This window comes from Pseudomonas sp. B21-032 (assembly GCF_024748965.1).
Lineage (GTDB): Bacteria > Pseudomonadota > Gammaproteobacteria > Pseudomonadales > Pseudomonadaceae > Aquipseudomonas.
Genome location: NZ_CP087180.1, coordinates 2,014,152 through 2,030,619, shown reverse-complemented (window position 1 = coordinate 2,030,619; position 16,468 = coordinate 2,014,152). Strand labels below are relative to the sequence as shown.

Below are 16,468 nucleotides of genomic sequence, written 5' to 3'. Positions count from 1 at the left end.
CTACCCTGCGAGCGAGGCACAATGAAGCCGATCCCCACCTTGCTGGCCAGCGCCTTCCTGGCGCTGGGCTTGGTCACCTCAAGCTACACCGCCGATAAATCCACGCCCATTCGCTTTGGCGACATCACCTGGGAAAGCGGCAGCCTCACCACCGAAATCCTGCGGCTGATCGTCGAGAAAGGCTACGGCTACCCCACCGACACCCTGCCCGGCAGCACCGTGAGCATGGAAGTGGCGCTGGCGCGCAACGACATCCAGGTCATCGGTGAAGAATGGGCCGGCCGCAGCCCGGCCTGGATCAAGGCCGAGCAGGCCGGCCAGGTGTTCAGCATCGGCGATACGGTGAAGAACGCCGATGAGGGCTGGTATGTGCCGGCCTACGTGATCAAGAACCGGGCACCACAGCTGCGCTCGGTGACCGACCTCAAGCAGTACAAGGCAGTGTTCAAGGACCCTGAGTCCGCGGACAAGGGCCGCTTCCTCAACAGCCCCAGCGGCTGGACCTCCGAGACCGTCAACAGCCAGAAGCTCAAGGCCTACGGGCTGGACCTGGACTACGTGAACTTTCGCAGTGGCTCGGGCGCGGCGCTCGATGCTGAAATCACCTCGGCGATCCGCCGCGGCAAGCCTGTGTTGTTCTACTACTGGAGCCCTACCCCGCTGATGGGCCGCTACGATCTGGTGCGCCTGGAAGAACCCGCTTTCGATGCCCAGGCCTGGAAGACCCTGACCGATGCCAGCAACCCCAACCCGCAAGGCACGCGCTCACTGCCGGCAAAATTGTCGATTGGTGTTTCGGCGCCATTCAAAAAGGACTATCCCGAACTGGTCGAGTTCTTCGCCAAGGTCGACCTGCCCATCGATACCCTGAACAAGACCCTGGCGCAGATGAGCAAAAAGCGCGAGTCACCCAAGGATGCCGCGCTCAGGTTCATGCGCAACAACCCGCAGATCTGGAAAGCCTGGCTACCCGCCGAAGTGGCGCGCAAGGTCGAGGCCAGCCTGTGAGTGGAGGTTTTCCCGAAGCGCTGCACTACTCCTTTGCCGATGCCGTTAACCGTTTTGTCGATTGGTTGGTGCTGGCTTACGGCGACCAGCTGCGCAACGTTTCCGATGGCTTGCTGCAGGTGCTGGTCGGCTTCGAGAACCTGCTGCGCCTGGCGCCCTGGTGGCTGTTGCTGGTGATTGTCGCGCTGATGACCTGGCACGCCAGCCGCAGCATCACCCGCGCCCTGGTGCTCAGCGGCCTGTTGTTTCTGATCGGCGTGGTCGGCCTGTGGGACAAGCTCCTGCAGACCTGCGCACTGGTGCTGGTGAGCACCGGCCTGTGCGTATTGATCGGCGTCCCGCTCGGCATCCTCCTGGCCAGCCGACCGTTGGCGCGCAAGCTGCTGATGCCGGTGCTCGATGTCATGCAAACGCTGCCCAGCTTCGTCTACCTGATCCCGGTGCTGATGCTGTTCGGCCTGGGCAAGGTACCGGCGATCTTCGCCACCTTGATCTACGCCCTGCCGCCGTTGATCCGCCTGACCGAACTGGGCCTGAGCCAGATCGACCCGAGCCTGACCCAGGCGGCCCACGGCCTGGGCGCCAGTCGCTGGCAGCGGCTGCGGCGGGTGCAACTGCCGCTGGCGCTGCCGAGCATCATGGCCGGGCTCAACCAGTCGGTGATGATGGCGCTGTCGATGGTGGTGGTCGCCTCGATGATTGGCGCGCGCGGTTTGGGCGAGGATGTGCTGGCAGGAATTCAGACGCTCAATGTCGGCAAGGGTGTGGAGGCCGGGTTGGCGATTGTGGCGCTGGCGATGGTGATTGACCGGATCAGTCAGGCGTATGGGCAACCGCGGCGGGGCTAGCGATGCTATCTGACCTTACGCGGCAGCTCGATGCTGACCCGCAAGCCACCCAGCGGGCTCTCAAGCAGACGCATCTGCCCGCCCCAGGCTTCGACGATATCGCGCACGATGCCCAGGCCCAGGCCATGGCCGTCAACCTGCTCGTCAAGCCGGGTACCGCGCTCAAGCACTTGTTCACGAGCCGCCTGCGGAATGCCGGGGCCGTCATCATCGATCCACAGGCAATAGCGTTGCGGCTGTTCTTCGATGCTCAACTGCACCTCGCTGTCGGCCCATTTGCAGGCGTTGTCCAGCAGGTTACCCAGCAGTTCGAGCAGGTCTTCGCGGTCCCAGGGCAGGAGCAAACCGGGCGGCACCTGCTTGCTCAACTCCAGGCCTTCGCCATGGATCATGCCCAGGGTCGACAGCAGCCCGGGCAGCTCGGCATCGCAATCAAACTGCGCGCCCGGCAACGCATCGCCGGCCAGCCGCGCGCGATTGAGCTCACGGCTCAGGCGCTGCTGGATCTGCTCGAGCTGGTCGCGCAACTGGGCACGGACTTGAGGCAGGTCCTTGAGGCGTTCGCTGGAGGCCAGGCTGAGCAGCACCGCCAACGGCGTCTTCAGCGCATGCCCAAGGTTGCCCAGGGCATTGCGTGAACGACGCAGGCTGTCTTCGGTGTGGGCCAGCAAGTGGTTGATCTGTGCGACCAGGGGCTCAAGCTCGGTAGGCACCTGGGTATCGAGCTGAGAACGCTGACCTTGCTGCAGCTGGGCGATCTGTTCGCGGGCGCGCTCCAGCGGCCGCAATGAGCGGGTCACGGTGATGCGTTGCAGTACCAGGATCAACAACAGTGCGACCAGGCCCAGCCCCAGGCCGATCTGCTGCATGCGCCTGAAGCCATCGCGCACCGGGGTATAGTCCTGGGCCACGCTGATGGAAATCGCCTGGCCCAGGCGCCGGTAATCGGCACGCAGCACCAGCAGTTGCTGGCCTTCCGGCCCCAGCTCCAGGCCAGCGTGCAGCCCCGGGGTTTGCGGCGCCGGCATGTCCATGTCCCACAACGAACGCGAGCGCCAGTTGCCGCCGTCAAAATCGATGCGAAAGTAATAGCCGGAAAACGGCCGCTTATAGGCCGAGGAAATCCGCCGTTCATCCAGTTCAAGGCCGGTCTGGCCGCGTACCAGGGCCACCAGCAGGTTTTCGCTCTCCTTGCGCAGACCGGTCTCCAGGTAGCGCTGCAGGCCAGCCTCGAACAGCCACAGGCTGATCTGCGCCAGGGCCAGCCCGACCAGCACCAGTACCGCAATCAGGCCAAGGCTCAGGCGTGCCTGAATCGACTTCACTCGCAGCTCCCGGCATAGCGATAACCCTGGCCACGGCGGGTTTCGATCACGCTACGGCCGAGCTTGCGGCGCAGGTGATTGACGTGCACTTCGAGAACGTTGGAATCGCGCTCGGTCTCACCGTCGTAGAGGTGTTCGGCGAGGTGGCTTTTCGACAGGATCTGTTGCGGGTGCAACATGAAGTAGCGCAACAGGCGAAACTCGGCAGCGGTGAGCTGGATGTCGACGCCGGCGCGGGTGACGCACTGGCGGCCTTCGTCCAGCTGCAGGCCGGCGGCTTCAAGGGTCGGCTGGTTGGCCAGGCCGCGGGCACGGCGTAGCAGCGACTGGATGCGCAGCTGCAGCTCTTCTGGATGAAACGGCTTGCTCAGGTAATCATCGGCACCGGCCTTGAGCCCCTCGATACGCTCGGCCCACGAACCGCGCGCGGTGAGGATCAGCACCGGTGTCACCAGCCCCGATGCCCGCCACTGGGCCAGTACCTCAAGCCCCGGCAAGCCAGGCAAGCCAAGGTCGAGAATAATCAGGTCATAGGGTTCGCTGCTGCCCTGGTAGACCGCATCCCTGCCGTCGGCCAACCAGTCGAGCGCATAGCCCTGGCGTTGCAGGCTCTGGGTCAGTTCATCCGCCAGCGGCACGTTGTCCTCGACCAGTAACAGGCGCATCAGTCATCTTCCTCGTCTTTGAGCAGCGCTCCATTGGTAGCGTCGAGCTTGATCTCGCGTACCACGCCTTCAGGGGTCAGCAATTCGACCTCGTACTCATACCTGTCGTGTTTCTCTTCCAGCTCCGCTTCCAGCAGTTTCGCCCCGGGGTAACGCCCCAGGGCGGACTGCAGCAGTTGCTCAAGCGGCAGGATCACGCCCTGCTTTCGCAATAGCAGGGCTTCATCCTGATCGAGGTCGCGGGCCGAAGCCAGCGAGCAGAGGGCCAACAGCGCAATGAGAAATGTCTGTGCTGTTCGCATGCAAGGGCTCATCAGGTGTCCTGGGCGTCCTTGAGGACTTCACCGGTCTTGGCATCAAGATCAACGTCCCATTCGACGTTCTGGGCGTCACGCAGCTCGACTTTGTAGACATAGCGGCCGTAGACGTCCTCCAGTTCGGAATCCTTGATGGTAGCGCCTGGGTGCTTGGCCAGCGCCTTGGCGTTCAAGTCGTCCAGGGACATGATGGTCTTGGCCTGAACCAGCTTGACCACTTCATTGGTCGGAATGTCTTTAGCCAGTGCAACGTTGGCGCTCAGGGCAAGGGCAGCAGTGGCGAACAGGGCAGTCAAAGTTTTCATGGTGTCTCTCCGTTGAGATCAAAAATGTTTCTACGGGGCCTAGAGTACCCAACCGAACTTAATTGAAGCTGAAAACAACTGGCGACATGATAGCGCAGCCCTGCCCCACTTCCGGAGCGCTGTTCTTTATAATTACCGGCTCAAGACAGCGAGGCCCGTATGAGTGCAATCCATATCAAGTACCCGGCGCTGACGCTCAAGGCCGGCAATCGCGCCTTGCAGCGCATCCGCGAGCGTGGATTACAGGCTGCCGATGTGGGTGTGCTGCCGGGTGCAGCTGGGGGGCCCAAGGCCCTCGGCATACAAGGCCTGGACCTGGCGTTGTTCGGCCATTGGTTGCCCAGCGCACCTCGTGAGCGGGCGTTGATCGGCGCATCCATCGGCTCCTGGCGCTTTGCCAGCGCCTGCTTGCCCAACCCCGCCCAGGCCCTGCAGCGCCTGGGCCAGCTGTACACCGAACAGGACTTTGCCAAGGGCGTGACCCAGGCCGAAGTCAGCCGCAGCTGCGAGCGCATGCTCGATGAACTGCTCGAAAACCGCGACGCACAGGTACTCGCAAGCCCGGGCTACCGCCTGAACATCATGGTGGTCAAAAGCCATGGCCTGCTTGCTGACGATCATCGCGGGCGCCTGGGCATGGGCCTGTCATCGGTCATCGCTGACAACCTGATTGGCCGTGCACGCCTGTCGCGGCACTTCGAGCGAATCATCTTGCACGACGCCCGCAGCGCTCCGCCATTGCAGCCACTGACGGACTTCCCCTCGCGCTGCCTGCCACTGGATGTTGCCAATTTGCGCCACGGCCTGCTGGCCTCGGGGTCGATCCCGATGGTCATGCAAGGCGTACGCGATATTCCGGGTGTCGGTCAGGGGACCTATCGAGATGGTGGCTTGCTGGACTATCACCTTGACCTGCCTTTTGCCGGCGATGACCTGGTGCTCTATCCGCACTTCACCGACAAGGTCATCCCCGGCTGGTTCGACAAGGCCCTGCCGTGGCGCCGTGGGGATACCCAGCGCTTGCGCAATGTGCTGCTGCTTGCGCCTTCGCCGCAGTACCTGGCCAGCCTGCCCTACGGCAAGCTGCCGGATCGTAGCGACTTCAAGCGCTTCATGGGCGATGCGGGCAGCCGTCAGCGTTATTGGCACAAGGCAATGGCTGAAAGCCAGCGACTGGGCGACGAGCTGCTTGAACTGATAGAAACCGGCAAGCTGCACGCGCATCTGCAACCACTGAAGTGACCATGCTGGTAAACTGGCAGCCAGCATTGGTTTACAGAGTCAAGATATCGTGGAAATTTTCAAAGAGTTTACGTTCGAATCGGCCCACCGCCTGCCCCACGTGCCTGAAGGGCACAAGTGCGGTCGCCTGCATGGCCATTCGTTCAAGGTTGCCCTGCACCTGACCGGCCCGCTCGATCCACATACCGGCTGGATCCGCGACTTCTCCGAGATCAAGGCGATCTTCAAGCCGCTGTACGAACAACTGGACCATAACTACCTGAACGACATTCCAGGCCTGGAGAATCCGACCAGCGAAGTGATCGCCAAGTGGATCTGGGACCAGGTCAAGCCGCTGCTGCCAGAGCTGTCCAAGGTGCGCATTCACGAGACCTGCACCAGTGGTTGCGAGTACTACGGCGACTGAGTCGGCGAAGGAAGCGAACAAACCACCCTGCGGGGTGGTTTTTTTTGGCCGGCATTTTATCCAGCTGGGCGCTGAAGACAAAACCCCTACCTGCATGCGCAGATAGGGGTTTCGGAATTTAATCTTGACGATGACCTACTCTCACATGGGGAAACCCCACACTACCATCGGCGATGCATCGTTTCACTGCTGAGTTCGGGATGGGATCAGGTGGTTCCAATGCTCTATGGTCGTCAAGAAATTCTGTTGCCAGAAGGCCTTGTTAGACACTCCAGCGAATCGGGTATGTGATGTTTTGTGAGTTACAAATTCTCGGCTTTGCAGTCTTCACAACACCGCAATCTGGCTTTCGCTCAAATTGCTTGGGTGTTATATGGTCAAGCCTCACGGGCAATTAGTATTGGTTAGCTCAACGCCTCACAGCGCTTACACACCCAACCTATCAACGTCGTAGTCTTCGACGGCCCTTCAGGGAGCTCAAGGCTCCAGTGAGATCTCATCTTGAGGCAAGTTTCCCGCTTAGATGCTTTCAGCGGTTATCTCTTCCGAACATAGCTACCCGGCAATGCCACTGGCGTGACAACCGGAACACCAGAGGTTCGTCCACTCCGGTCCTCTCGTACTAGGAGCAGCCCCTCTCAAATCTCAAACGTCCACGGCAGATAGGGACCGAACTGTCTCACGACGTTCTAAACCCAGCTCGCGTACCACTTTAAATGGCGAACAGCCATACCCTTGGGACCGGCTTCAGCCCCAGGATGTGATGAGCCGACATCGAGGTGCCAAACACCGCCGTCGATATGAACTCTTGGGCGGTATCAGCCTGTTATCCCCGGAGTACCTTTTATCCGTTGAGCGATGGCCCTTCCATACAGAACCACCGGATCACTAAGACCTACTTTCGTACCTGCTCGACGTGTCTGTCTCGCAGTCAAGCGCGCTTTTGCCTTTATACTCTACGACCGATTTCCGACCGGTCTGAGCGCACCTTCGTACTCCTCCGTTACTCTTTAGGAGGAGACCGCCCCAGTCAAACTACCCACCATACACTGTCCTCGATCCGGATAACGGACCTGAGTTAGAACCTCAAAGTTGCCAGGGTGGTATTTCAAGGATGGCTCCACGCGAACTGGCGTCCACGCTTCAAAGCCTCCCACCTATCCTACACAAGCAAATTCAAAGTCCAGTGCAAAGCTATAGTAAAGGTTCACGGGGTCTTTCCGTCTAGCCGCGGATACACTGCATCTTCACAGCGATTTCAATTTCACTGAGTCTCGGGTGGAGACAGCGCCGCCATCGTTACGCCATTCGTGCAGGTCGGAACTTACCCGACAAGGAATTTCGCTACCTTAGGACCGTTATAGTTACGGCCGCCGTTTACCGGGGCTTCGATCAAGAGCTTCGCGTTAGCTAACCCCATCAATTAACCTTCCGGCACCGGGCAGGCGTCACACCCTATACGTCCACTTTCGTGTTTGCAGAGTGCTGTGTTTTTAATAAACAGTCGCAGCGGCCTGGTATCTTCGACCGGCATGGGCTTACGGAGCAAGTCCTTCACCCTCACCGGCGCACCTTCTCCCGAAGTTACGGTGCCATTTTGCCTAGTTCCTTCACCCGAGTTCTCTCAAGCGCCTTGGTATTCTCTACCCAACCACCTGTGTCGGTTTGGGGTACGGTTCCTGGTTATCTGAAGCTTAGAAGCTTTTCTTGGAAGCATGGCATCAACCACTTCGTCGCCTAAAGGCAACTCGTCATCAGCTCTCGGCCTTAAGATCCCGGATTTACCTAAGATCTCAGCCTACCACCTTAAACTTGGACAACCAACGCCAAGCTGGCCTAGCCTTCTCCGTCCCTCCATCGCAATAACCAGAAGTACAGGAATATTAACCTGTTTTCCATCGACTACGCTTTTCAGCCTCGCCTTAGGGACCGACTAACCCTGCGTCGATTAACGTTGCGCAGGAAACCTTGGTCTTTCGGCGTGGGAGTTTTTCACTCCCATTGTCGTTACTCATGTCAGCATTCGCACTTCTGATACCTCCAGCAAGCTTCTCAACTCACCTTCACAGGCTTACAGAACGCTCCTCTACCGCATCACCTAAGTGATACCCGTAGCTTCGGTGTATGGTTTGAGCCCCGTTACATCTTCCGCGCAGGCCGACTCGACTAGTGAGCTATTACGCTTTCTTTAAAGGGTGGCTGCTTCTAAGCCAACCTCCTAGCTGTCTAAGCCTTCCCACATCGTTTCCCACTTAACCATAACTTTGGGACCTTAGCTGACGGTCTGGGTTGTTTCCCTTTTCACGACGGACGTTAGCACCCGCCGTGTGTCTCCCATGCTCGGCACTTGTAGGTATTCGGAGTTTGCATCGGTTTGGTAAGTCGGGATGACCCCCTAGCCGAAACAGTGCTCTACCCCCTACAGTGATACATGAGGCGCTACCTAAATAGCTTTCGAGGAGAACCAGCTATCTCCGAGCTTGATTAGCCTTTCACTCCGATCCACAGGTCATCCGCTAACTTTTCAACGGTAGTCGGTTCGGTCCTCCAGTCAGTGTTACCTAACCTTCAACCTGCCCATGGATAGATCGCCCGGTTTCGGGTCTATACCCAGCGACTAAACGCCCTATTAAGACTCGCTTTCGCTACGCCTCCCCTATTCGGTTAAGCTCGCCACTGAATATAAGTCGCTGACCCATTATACAAAAGGTACGCAGTCACCTAACAAGTAGGCTCCCACTGCTTGTACGCATACGGTTTCAGGATCTATTTCACTCCCCTCTCCGGGGTTCTTTTCGCCTTTCCCTCACGGTACTGGTTCACTATCGGTCAGTCAGTAGTATTTAGCCTTGGAGGATGGTCCCCCCATATTCAGACAAAGTTTCTCGTGCTCCGTCCTACTCGATTTCATGACTAAGAGATTTTCGCGTACAGGGCTATCACCCACTATGGCCGCACTTTCCAGAGCGTTCCGCTAATCTCAAAGCCACTTAAGGGCTAGTCCCCGTTCGCTCGCCACTACTAAGGGAATCTCGGTTGATTTCTTTTCCTCAGGGTACTTAGATGTTTCAGTTCCCCTGGTTCGCCTCTTGCACCTATGTATTCAGTACAAGATACTCAGCTTATGCTGAGTGGGTTCCCCCATTCAGAGATCTCCGGATCAAAGTCTGTTTGCCGACTCCCCGAAGCTTATCGCAGGCTACCACGTCTTTCATCGCCTCTGACTGCCAAGGCATCCACCGTATGCGCTTCTTCACTTGACCATATAACCCCAAGCAATCTGGTTATACTGTGAAGACAACATTCGCCGAAAACTTGTAATTACTCACAAATTTTACCTTAGCCTGAACACACACCAGTGAAAGTGCTGTCCAGTCTATCTTTCTATCACATACCCAAATTTTTAAAGAACGATTCTGAAAAGTTCAGAAATCAATATTCGATACGAATATTCATTTCTAAGCTTTGACACGGTAGCAAGGGGTGGTGGAGCCAAGCGGGATCGAACCGCTGACCTCCTGCGTGCAAGGCAGGCGCTCTCCCAGCTGAGCTATGGCCCCAACAAGAAACTGGTGGGTCTGGGCAGATTCGAACTGCCGACCTCACCCTTATCAGGGGTGCGCTCTAACCAACTGAGCTACAGACCCAGTTAAGAGCTGTTACCGATATCGTCTTCTTCAATGAATCAAGCAATTCGTGTGGGAGCTCATAAGACAGCTGATGTCTGTCGATTAAGGAGGTGATCCAGCCGCAGGTTCCCCTACGGCTACCTTGTTACGACTTCACCCCAGTCATGAATCACACCGTGGTAACCGTCCTCCCGAAGGTTAGACTAGCTACTTCTGGTGCAACCCACTCCCATGGTGTGACGGGCGGTGTGTACAAGGCCCGGGAACGTATTCACCGCGACATTCTGATTCGCGATTACTAGCGATTCCGACTTCACGCAGTCGAGTTGCAGACTGCGATCCGGACTACGATCGGTTTTGTGAGATTAGCTCCACCTCGCGGCTTGGCAACCCTCTGTACCGACCATTGTAGCACGTGTGTAGCCCAGGCCGTAAGGGCCATGATGACTTGACGTCATCCCCACCTTCCTCCGGTTTGTCACCGGCAGTCTCCTTAGAGTGCCCACCATAACGTGCTGGTAACTAAGGACAAGGGTTGCGCTCGTTACGGGACTTAACCCAACATCTCACGACACGAGCTGACGACAGCCATGCAGCACCTGTGTCAGAGTTCCCGAAGGCACCAATCCATCTCTGGAAAGTTCTCTGCATGTCAAGGCCTGGTAAGGTTCTTCGCGTTGCTTCGAATTAAACCACATGCTCCACCGCTTGTGCGGGCCCCCGTCAATTCATTTGAGTTTTAACCTTGCGGCCGTACTCCCCAGGCGGTCAACTTAATGCGTTAGCTGCGCCACTAAAATCTCAAGGATTCCAACGGCTAGTTGACATCGTTTACGGCGTGGACTACCAGGGTATCTAATCCTGTTTGCTCCCCACGCTTTCGCACCTCAGTGTCAGTATGAGCCCAGGTGGTCGCCTTCGCCACTGGTGTTCCTTCCTATATCTACGCATTTCACCGCTACACAGGAAATTCCACCACCCTCTGCCCTACTCTAGCTTGCCAGTTTTGGATGCAGTTCCCAGGTTGAGCCCGGGGATTTCACATCCAACTTAACAAACCACCTACGCGCGCTTTACGCCCAGTAATTCCGATTAACGCTTGCACCCTCTGTATTACCGCGGCTGCTGGCACAGAGTTAGCCGGTGCTTATTCTGTCGGTAACGTCAAAATACTCACGTATTAGGTAAGTACCCTTCCTCCCAACTTAAAGTGCTTTACAATCCGAAGACCTTCTTCACACACGCGGCATGGCTGGATCAGGCTTTCGCCCATTGTCCAATATTCCCCACTGCTGCCTCCCGTAGGAGTCTGGACCGTGTCTCAGTTCCAGTGTGACTGATCATCCTCTCAGACCAGTTACGGATCGTCGCCTTGGTGAGCCATTACCTCACCAACTAGCTAATCCGACCTAGGCTCATCTGATAGCGCAAGGCCCGAAGGTCCCCTGCTTTCTCCCGTAGGACGTATGCGGTATTAGCGTTCCTTTCGAAACGTTGTCCCCCACTACCAGGCAGATTCCTAGGTATTACTCACCCGTCCGCCGCTGAATCGAAGAGCAAGCTCTTCTCATCCGCTCGACTTGCATGTGTTAGGCCTGCCGCCAGCGTTCAATCTGAGCCATGATCAAACTCTTCAGTTCAATACTGCTTGGGTTTTGAGAAAACCCTAAACTTGGCTCAGCAATCTCAAATGACTTACTTTCAAATCTTTCGATTTTCGTGTAGCCACTTGTGATGCTGATAATCTTTTTGACTATCAGTCTGAGCTCACAAGCACCCACACGAATTGCTTGATTCAGTTGTTAAAGAGCGGTTGGCTAAGAGCTTTTCGTCTCAACCGAGGCGCGCATTCTACGCTTTCCTCAGAGCCTGTCAAGCGTTTATTTTGAAGTTTTTCGTTTCACTTCAACCACTTGACTCGCTGCGATCTCTCGTCAGCGGGAGGCGAATTCTACAGCGTTTCAAACCGCTGTCAACTGCCTTTTTCACCGCTGCCGATCTTTCGATCGAAGCCCTTCCGGATGACCCTGGAACCGCTAACTCATTGAAACTCAAGGAGTTTTCAGTTCCGACTGCGCCGGAAGTGGGGCGAATTATAGAGAGATTAAATCGGACGTCAAGGGTTAATTCAGAAAACCCCGAACAAAAGAATAATGAGCAGTATATTGCTCATTTTTGGGCCTTTGCGCATCATAGTCTGCCCGCGCTAGTACCTATATAAGGAATGCCCTCCCGCAATGAATAGCCAACCCCGCAGCCTGGCCGCCACCCTCTTCCCTATTGGCTTGCTGCTGATCGCCATGGCCTCGATCCAGTCCGGGGCCTCGCTGGCCAAGAGCATGTTCCCGGTAGTGGGCGCACAAGGCACCACCACCCTGCGCCTGATCTTTGCCAGCATCATCATGTTGTTGCTGCTGCGCCCCTGGCGCGCCAGGCTCAGTGCCAGCACCCTGCGCACCGTGATCATCTACGGTATGGCCCTGGGCGGGATGAATTTCCTCTTCTATATGTCGCTTCGCACCGTGCCACTGGGCATTGCCGTCGCCTTGGAGTTTACCGGCCCGCTAGCCGTCGCCCTGTACGCGTCGCGACGGGTCGTGGATTTTCTCTGGATCGGCCTGGCGGTAATTGGTTTGCTGCTGTTGATTCCGATCGGCCAGACCAGCGCCGGCATCGACCTGGTTGGCGCAGGCTACGCACTGGGCGCCGGCGTGTGCTGGGCGCTGTACATTCTATATGGGCAAAAGGCCGGTGCCGAGAACGGCATCCAGACCGCCGCTCTGGGCGTGATGATTGCCGCGCTGTTCGTCGCCCCCATCGGCATCGCTCACGCCGGCAGTGCGCTGTTGACCCCCTCGCTGCTACCTATCGCCCTGGGCGTGGCGATACTCTCCACGGCCCTGCCCTACAGCCTGGAAATGGTCGCCCTGACACGCATGCCCGCCCGGACCTTCGGCACCTTGATGAGTATCGAACCCGCGTTCGGCGCACTATCAGGCTTGCTGTTCCTGGGCGAAGTGCTGACCGTAGCGCAATGGCTGGCTATTGCTGCAATCATTACTGCCTCAGTCGGCGCCACTCTGTCACTGCGCAAGGAACGCCCGGCGCTGGTTGCCGCTGACTGATTTGAGAAATATTTGCATTTAAATAGACGCTGGTCATTGTGCCGGACTTCCACCATCTTTAAGCTGTCATATAACGTCAACCTTAAAGATATCTAATTGACAAGACAGGGACGCGAAGAGGCATCAGGGACGAAGCACGGAAATTAGACACGGGCGGTAGACCCGGTACGCATTAAGGACAGGAATGAAACGAATTTTGCTCATCCTAGCCATTTTGGCCATCGCGGGGTGTGCGGCGACGGCGAGCACCGAAGTCAAACGAGGCAAGAAAGGCCTGCACATCAACTGCTCTGGCCTGTCTTCATCTTGGGACAAATGCTACGCCAAGGCCGAAGCCTCCTGCGGCAGCAAAGGCTATAAAGTCATTGCCCGTTCAGGTGACGGCGATGCCGAGCCCGGTGACTATCCTTTTGGCCTCAACCCTGCTGGCTACACCAGCCGCAGCATGATCGTCATCTGCAAGTAAGCTGATCAAAAAACAAGGGCAGCCCACAGGCTGCCCTTGCTGTCACTGCCGTCTAGATATCAGATCGATTCCGTACGAACCTGCAACCAACGCAACGCAGGCCCCTCCAACAATGGCGAAAGGCGCTTGCGTACCTCTGCGTGATAGCCATTGAGCCAGTCACGCTCCTCACTACTCAATCGCTCCGTCAGCAGGCAGCGGGTATCGATCGGGCACAGCGTCAGGGTTTCAAACTCGAGAAAGTCGCCAAACGCGCTTTTGCCCACCTCACGGTTGAACACCAGGTTCTCGATACGCACGCCCCACTCGCCGGGACGATAGGTACCGGGCTCGATCGAGGTGATCATTCCCGCCTGCATGGCGGTCTGTGGCGCGGCGGCTGCCTGATAGGCAATCACCTGCGGCCCTTCATGCACATTCATGAAGTAGCCGACACCATGCCCTGTGCCATGACCGTAGTCGACCTGCTCAGCCCAGATGGGCGCACGGGCTATGGCATCGAGCAGTGGCGACAGGATGCCGCGAGGGAAACGCGAACGGGACAATGCAATGACACCTTTGAGTACCCGGGTGCAGTCCTGTTTTTGTTCAACAGAGGGGTTGCCTATCGGCACCATCCGGGTGATGTCGGTAGTCCCGCCCAGGTACTGTCCGCCGGAATCGATCAGCAACAGGCCATCGCCTTCAATGCGCGCGTGGGATTCGTCGGTCGCCCGGTAATGCGGCATGGCGCCATTGGCATTGAAGGCGGCGATGGTCGAGAAGCTCAGCGAAACGAACCCTGGGCGACGTGCGCGCGAAGCACTGAGCCGTTCATCCACGGTCAGCTCGGTGATCGGCTCGCCGCGCCCCTGGGCCGCCTCGAACCAGGCGAAGAATTCGCACAGCGCCGCGCCATCTTGCTCCATGGCCTTGCGGATATGTGCAAGGTCGGCTGCGCTTTTCTGCGACTTGGCCAGCGTGGTCGGGTTCAACCCTTCTACCAGGCGAACACCATTGGCGGCATTGGCCAACAGGCCACTGGTAACTCGCGCCGGGTCGATCAGCAGGCTGGCGCCAGCGGGAATCGCGGCCAGTGCCGAGGCAACCTCGGCATAGTCGCGCAAACTGATGCCGTCGACTTCCAGCACATGACGCAAATGTTCATCGACCTTGTTCAGGGCGACGAACAGGGTGGCCTGACCTTTGCTGATCAGGGCAAAGGAGACGAACACTGGATTGTAGGAAACGTCACTGCCGCGCAGGTTGAACAGCCAGGCGATGTCGTCCAGAGTGGCGATGAAGTGCCAGTCGGCGCCACGCTCGCCCATGGCCTGACGCAGGTTGGCGAGTTTTTCGGCACGACTGACCGTGGCTTCGGGCGGCAGGTGCTGGTACACCGGGTTTTCCGGCAGCGCCGGGCGGTCAGCCCAGATTTGCCCGAGCAGATCCCTATCACTTAACAAACGCACGTTGCGCGCCTTGAGCCGCTCGCCCAGCTGGCGTGCAGATGCCAGGGCCATGACCGCGCCGTCGACCGCAACCACGCCGCCTTCAGGGGCCTGCTCGGCCAGCCAGTCCAGCGGACCGGGCTTGCCTGGCAGCAACTTCACCAGTTCGATGGTAGTGCCCGCCAGTTCCTTTTCTGCCTGTTCCCAATAGCGGCTGTCCGCCCACAGGCCGGCGAAGTCGGCGCTGACGATCAAGGTGCCGACCGAGCCATGGAACCCGGACAACCATTGCCTGGCCTGCCAATAACCGGGCAGGTATTCGGAAAGGTGCGGGTCGGCCGAAGGCACCAACAGGGCATCGACGCCTTCGCGCTGCATCACTTCACGAATACGTTCCAGGCGCGTATTCACCGCTTCCTGCGTTGAAGACTGAGTGTTCATGCTGACTCCTGCTACCACGGCATCCATTGTTATAGGCGCTGATAATGGAACAGGCTTCAGCCCTGGGCAACCGCCCAGAAGGGTTGTGATTGTAACGAGGCCTTGATCGCGCGGATTGCCTGGTCGATGTCTTCTGCCCGGGTGTAGCGGCCCAGGCTCAGGCGAAGGGTCTGGCGCGCGGCCTGCGGCTCGAGCCCCAGCGCAAGAAGCACGTGGGACGCTGCATTGCTCGCCGAATTGCAGGCTGAGGTCGAAGAAAATGCCAAGGTCTGGGCCAACGTCGAAAAATCGGGAACGTCACCGCCGAAGGTAAGACTCAGGGTATGCGCGATGCGTTGCCCGGCACTGCCGTTGAGCTTCACCCCGGGCACGCTCAGCAACTGATCGAGCAAGCGCTGCTGCAGATGAGCGATGCGCCGGGTTTCGTCTTCAAGCAGCGCCTGGGCCACGGCAAACGCCTCGCCCATGCCGACGATCTGGTGCGTTGCCAGCGTCCCGGAGCGTAGCCCGCCTTCGTGCCCGCCGCCGTGGATCTGCGCTTGCAGCAAGGGCCTGGCGCGCTCTCCTACATACAAGGCACCAATGCCTTTGGGCCCATAGACCTTGTGCGCGGAAAAGGACATCAAGTCGACCGGCCAGCGGGCCAGGTCGATCGACAGCTTGCCCGCCCCTTGCGCCGCGTCCACATGCAGCAAGGCGCCATGCTGGCGTACAACCTCGGCCAGCGCCGGGATATCGTTGACGGTCCCCAGCTCGTTATTCACCAGCATCAGTGAAACCAGGAAGGTATCTTCGCGCAGGGCTGCGCGCAGCGCTTCGGTTGTGATCAGGCCCTGGGCGTCGGGCGCGAGCAAGGTCAGCTCGAATCCGTTTTGCTCAAGCTGGCGAACGGTATCGAGCACCGCCTTGTGTTCGATCTGGCTGGTAATGATGTGACCACCCTGGCGCCCCTGGGCGAGGCCCTTGAGCGCCAGGTTGTTCGATTCGGTCGCCCCCGAGGTCCAGACGATCTGCCCGGCCTGCGCACCCACCAGCCCGGCAACCTGGGCACGGGCATTCTCCACGGCCGTGCGCGCGTTCTGCCCGTAGCAATGGGAGCTGGAAGCCGGATTGCCAAAATTGCCCGAGGCGCCCAGACAGCTGACCATGGCCTGGATGACTCGCTCGTCGACCGGTGTCGTGGCGGCGTAGTCGAAATACAGCGGAAGATCGTTCATGACAGCAGGCTCTCTGGTTGTCGTCGCCATGCAAAGCAGACGTT

At 58.3% G+C, this 16,468-nt stretch carries 12 protein-coding genes, 2 tRNA genes and 3 rRNA genes; 6 read left to right on the top strand and 11 right to left on the bottom strand.

Translation table 11 applies throughout. The features are described 5' to 3' along the window. The first annotated feature begins 21 nt into the window (after positions 1–21). Positions 22–1,008 (top strand): ABC transporter substrate-binding protein, encoded by a 987-nt coding sequence (locus LOY54_RS09340; RefSeq protein WP_258610212.1) that lies wholly within the window; start codon positions 22–24, stop codon positions 1,006–1,008. Then, positions 1,005–1,856 carry a proline/glycine betaine ABC transporter permease gene (locus LOY54_RS09335; protein WP_045201342.1) on the top strand — a complete coding sequence of 284 codons (852 nt, stop codon included), beginning with the start codon at positions 1,005–1,007 and terminating at the stop codon, positions 1,854–1,856. Before LOY54_RS09340 ends, LOY54_RS09335 begins: the two co-directional genes overlap by 4 nt. Positions 1,857–1,861: 5 nt before the next feature. Here the strand turns inward: LOY54_RS09335 and LOY54_RS09330 are convergent, their stop codons facing one another. The 4 genes from LOY54_RS09330 to LOY54_RS09315 are packed head-to-tail and all read right to left on the bottom strand — an operon-like array spanning position 1,862 to position 4,468. Continuing rightward, positions 1,862–3,181 carry a sensor histidine kinase gene (locus tag LOY54_RS09330; protein ID WP_258610211.1) on the bottom strand — a complete coding sequence of 440 codons (1,320 nt, stop codon included), beginning with the start codon at positions 3,179–3,181 and terminating at the stop codon, positions 1,862–1,864. Beyond that, entirely contained in the window at positions 3,178–3,846 is a 669-nt protein-coding gene (locus LOY54_RS09325; RefSeq protein ID WP_045201340.1) for a response regulator transcription factor, read from the bottom strand. Before LOY54_RS09325 ends, LOY54_RS09330 begins: the two co-directional genes overlap by 4 nt. Further along, a complete protein-coding gene (locus LOY54_RS09320; protein ID WP_408980569.1) occupies positions 3,846–4,148 on the bottom strand; it encodes a PepSY domain-containing protein in 303 nt (100 codons plus the stop codon). Before LOY54_RS09320 ends, LOY54_RS09325 begins: the two co-directional genes overlap by 1 nt. Positions 4,149–4,159: 11 nt before the next feature. Continuing rightward, a complete protein-coding gene (locus LOY54_RS09315; protein WP_045201338.1) occupies positions 4,160–4,468 on the bottom strand; it encodes a PepSY domain-containing protein in 309 nt (102 codons plus the stop codon). A 159-nt stretch (positions 4,469–4,627) separates the two neighbouring features. On the opposite strand from LOY54_RS09315, the gene LOY54_RS09310 reads away from it, so the two are divergent. Together LOY54_RS09310 and queD are read left to right on the top strand one after the other, a co-directional pair. Beyond that, positions 4,628–5,710: a patatin-like phospholipase family protein gene (locus tag LOY54_RS09310; protein ID WP_258610209.1), complete on the top strand. Its 1,083-nt coding sequence runs from the start codon at positions 4,628–4,630 to the stop codon at positions 5,708–5,710. A 49-nt stretch (positions 5,711–5,759) separates the two neighbouring features. After that, on the top strand, positions 5,760–6,116 hold the full coding sequence (gene queD / locus LOY54_RS09305; protein WP_010226613.1) for a 6-carboxytetrahydropterin synthase QueD: 357 nt from the start codon (positions 5,760–5,762) through the stop codon (positions 6,114–6,116). A gap of 122 nt (positions 6,117–6,238) precedes the next feature. Here queD and rrf read toward each other — a convergent pair. From rrf to LOY54_RS09280, 5 genes are all read right to left on the bottom strand, one after another. Next, positions 6,239–6,354 (bottom strand): 5S ribosomal RNA (rrf, locus tag LOY54_RS09300). A 135-nt stretch (positions 6,355–6,489) separates the two neighbouring features. Continuing rightward, positions 6,490–9,379, bottom strand: a 23S ribosomal RNA gene (locus tag LOY54_RS09295). 221 nt (positions 9,380–9,600) lie between these two features. Further along, a tRNA-Ala gene (locus tag LOY54_RS09290) sits at positions 9,601–9,676 on the bottom strand. 10 nt (positions 9,677–9,686) lie between these two features. Continuing rightward, a tRNA-Ile gene (locus tag LOY54_RS09285) sits at positions 9,687–9,763 on the bottom strand. An 85-nt stretch (positions 9,764–9,848) separates the two neighbouring features. Further along, positions 9,849–11,385 (bottom strand): 16S ribosomal RNA (locus LOY54_RS09280). Together the 16S, 23S and 5S rRNA genes with 2 tRNA genes alongside form the textbook arrangement of a ribosomal RNA operon. Before the next feature lie 597 nt (positions 11,386–11,982). Between LOY54_RS09280 and rhtA the strand changes: the two genes are divergently transcribed. Both rhtA and LOY54_RS09270 read left to right on the top strand, forming a co-directional pair. Beyond that, entirely contained in the window at positions 11,983–12,870 is an 888-nt protein-coding gene (rhtA, locus tag LOY54_RS09275; RefSeq protein ID WP_045202035.1) for a threonine/homoserine exporter RhtA, read from the top strand. 184 nt (positions 12,871–13,054) lie between these two features. Further along, positions 13,055–13,336: a hypothetical protein gene (locus LOY54_RS09270; protein WP_045202036.1), complete on the top strand. Its 282-nt coding sequence runs from the start codon at positions 13,055–13,057 to the stop codon at positions 13,334–13,336. A 59-nt stretch (positions 13,337–13,395) separates the two neighbouring features. Here LOY54_RS09270 and LOY54_RS09265 read toward each other — a convergent pair whose 3' ends face one another. Continuing rightward, positions 13,396–15,207 carry an aminopeptidase P family protein gene (locus LOY54_RS09265; RefSeq protein WP_258610208.1) on the bottom strand — a complete coding sequence of 604 codons (1,812 nt, stop codon included), beginning with the start codon at positions 15,205–15,207 and terminating at the stop codon, positions 13,396–13,398. 56 nt (positions 15,208–15,263) lie between these two features. Beyond that, entirely contained in the window at positions 15,264–16,424 is a 1,161-nt protein-coding gene (locus LOY54_RS09260) for a cysteine desulfurase family protein (RefSeq protein WP_258610207.1), read from the bottom strand. Between the last annotated feature and the right edge of the window lie 44 nt (positions 16,425–16,468).